This is a genomic window from Streptomyces sp. NPDC001902, from assembly GCF_042891295.1.
Classification (GTDB): Bacteria; Actinomycetota; Actinomycetes; order Streptomycetales; family Streptomycetaceae; genus Actinacidiphila.
Genome location: NZ_JBIATA010000063.1, coordinates 1 through 1,925, shown reverse-complemented (window position 1 = coordinate 1,925; position 1,925 = coordinate 1). Strand labels below are relative to the sequence as shown.

The 1,925-nt window shown below is 67.2% G+C and carries 2 protein-coding genes; both read right to left on the bottom strand.

Annotated elements, in window-relative coordinates; translation table 11 throughout:
- Nucleotides 1-24 precede the first annotated feature (24 nt).
- Entirely contained in the window at nt 25-1,269 is a 1,245-nt protein-coding gene (locus ACFYYN_RS43355; protein WP_500550200.1) for an IS701 family transposase, read from the bottom strand.
- A gap of 113 nt (nt 1,270-1,382) precedes the next feature.
- Nucleotides 1,383-1,820: a hypothetical protein gene (locus tag ACFYYN_RS43350; RefSeq protein ID WP_500550199.1), complete on the bottom strand. Its 438-nt coding sequence runs from the start codon at nt 1,818-1,820 to the stop codon at nt 1,383-1,385.
- Nucleotides 1,821-1,925: the final 105 nt, after the last annotated feature.

Below are 1,925 nucleotides of genomic sequence, written 5' to 3'. Positions count from 1 at the left end.
TAGTACTCCAGCTGTAGATCTTGATCACGGCTGCTGGGCGGTCTGACGCTGGTAGTGGCTGCTGCGGGCACCGGCCTGGTGTTGTCGGCGCCAGTGTGACCAGCGGAGTCGGTGTGCCAGGCTGCCGACACGTGGGGCGATGAATGCGGCGAAGAGGCGTTGGATCTCGCCGCAGGTCAACGGGATGAGCCCTGGTGGTGGGGTTGTGGTGGTCCGTTCGATGGCGGCTGTGACCACGAGGAAGGCGTGGGCGAGCATGGCCAGGGTGGTCCAGCGGTGCCAGGAGGTCCAGCGGCGGACCTGGTGCTCGTCCAGCCCGGCCAGTCCCTTTGCGGCTTGGAAGGTCTCCTCTACGGTCCAGCGGCGTCCGGCGACTTTGACCAGGGCGGTAAGTGGGACCGGATGGGCTGAGTAGCAGCGGTAGAAGGCGAGTTCGCCGGTGCGCCGGTTGCGCCGGAGGAGCAGTGATCGGTGGCCCGTACTGCCCGACGGATTGTCGATCTCGACCTGGGCCCAGTCGTAGAAGCGTCGGCCCTTGGCGCCGTCTCCGGCGGAGAGCTGCTGCCAGGCCTTCTTCGGCAGGCAGCGAGCGAGCAGGCCTGCTTCGAAGACGCCCGCGCGCGTGCGGATCGGCCGCTTGCGTGAGACGGCCAGGGCGTAGCCGATCTGACGGCTCTCCAGCTCGGCGCTCAGGTGGGGATCGCCGCCGTAGACCTCGTCACCGGTGACCCACGCGGCCGATACGCCGGCATCCAAGGCCTGGGCGATCATCTCGGTGGCCAGGGCGGGCTTGGTGGCGAACCTCAAGTCCTCTGGGATTCCCGCCGCCCGACACCGGTTGGGGTCCTGCGTCCAGGAGCGCGGGACGTACAGGCGCCGGTCGATGGCAGCATGCCCGGCCGGGGAGGAGTAGACGAGATAGACGGCGACTTGGGCGTTCTCGATTCGGCCCGCGGTGCCGGTGTACTGGCGTTGCACACCGACGCTCGCGGTTCCCTTCTTCAAGTCGCCGGTCTCGTCGACCACCAGGACGGCGTCCTGGTTGCCGAGGTGCTCGACCACGAAGTCCCGTATGTCGTCACGGACTCGGTCGGCGTCCCAGGATGCGCGGCTGAGCAGGTGTTGCATTCCGGCCGGGCTGGCGTCACCGACGTGCTCGGCGATCGTCCAGCAGTTCTTCCGCGGCAGTTCCGCCAGCAGGCCCAGCACGAACGCCCGCGCTCTGCGGCGGGGTTCCACCCGGGCGAACCGGCCCGCCACCCGCGCCATCAGGTCTTCGAACACGGGCTGCCATCGGGCAGGGTCTGCGCTGTGACCTGCGGCCACTGAGTCATTTTCGTCTGTCCACACAATCGACGATGATCAACGGTGGCCGTGTCGGTCTATGCCATCCAGCAGTAGAGGCCCGCTTCCCCTTCTCCGATGGCACGCGCGAGGCCAGCCACGCCACTCAGGATCCAGGCGGCAATCTCCTGGTCAAAGGCCTCGCCGTCCGCCGCTCGCTCCGCAACCCACAGCCGGCTGACCTCGACAAGCCGGTGCTCGTCAGCGGTGGCAAGCGCGTCCTGGAGGACCCGGGAAGCGGCGAGGACCACTGGGCCCTCATCGTCGCCAGGATCGGCAACGAACTCGGGTTCGTCAGCGGCGACGAGTTCTTCGAAGCTCCGACCGGTGAAGATGCTCTCCCACTCGATGAGAGCCTCTTCGGCGTCGAAGTTGCCGAACGTCAGCGAGTCGAAGACTCTATCCGGGCCGCCTTGCGCGACGGCAGCGGCAGCCTCGTTGTCCGGCGCCACGAAGAACTTGATGATGATGCTCACCTGGGCATAGTGCCTACTCAACGGTCGCGGGTCCACCCGTCGGAGGTCACCAGACCGAGCCGCCCGTATGCCAGAGCGCCAAGATCAAGATCTACAGCTGGAGTA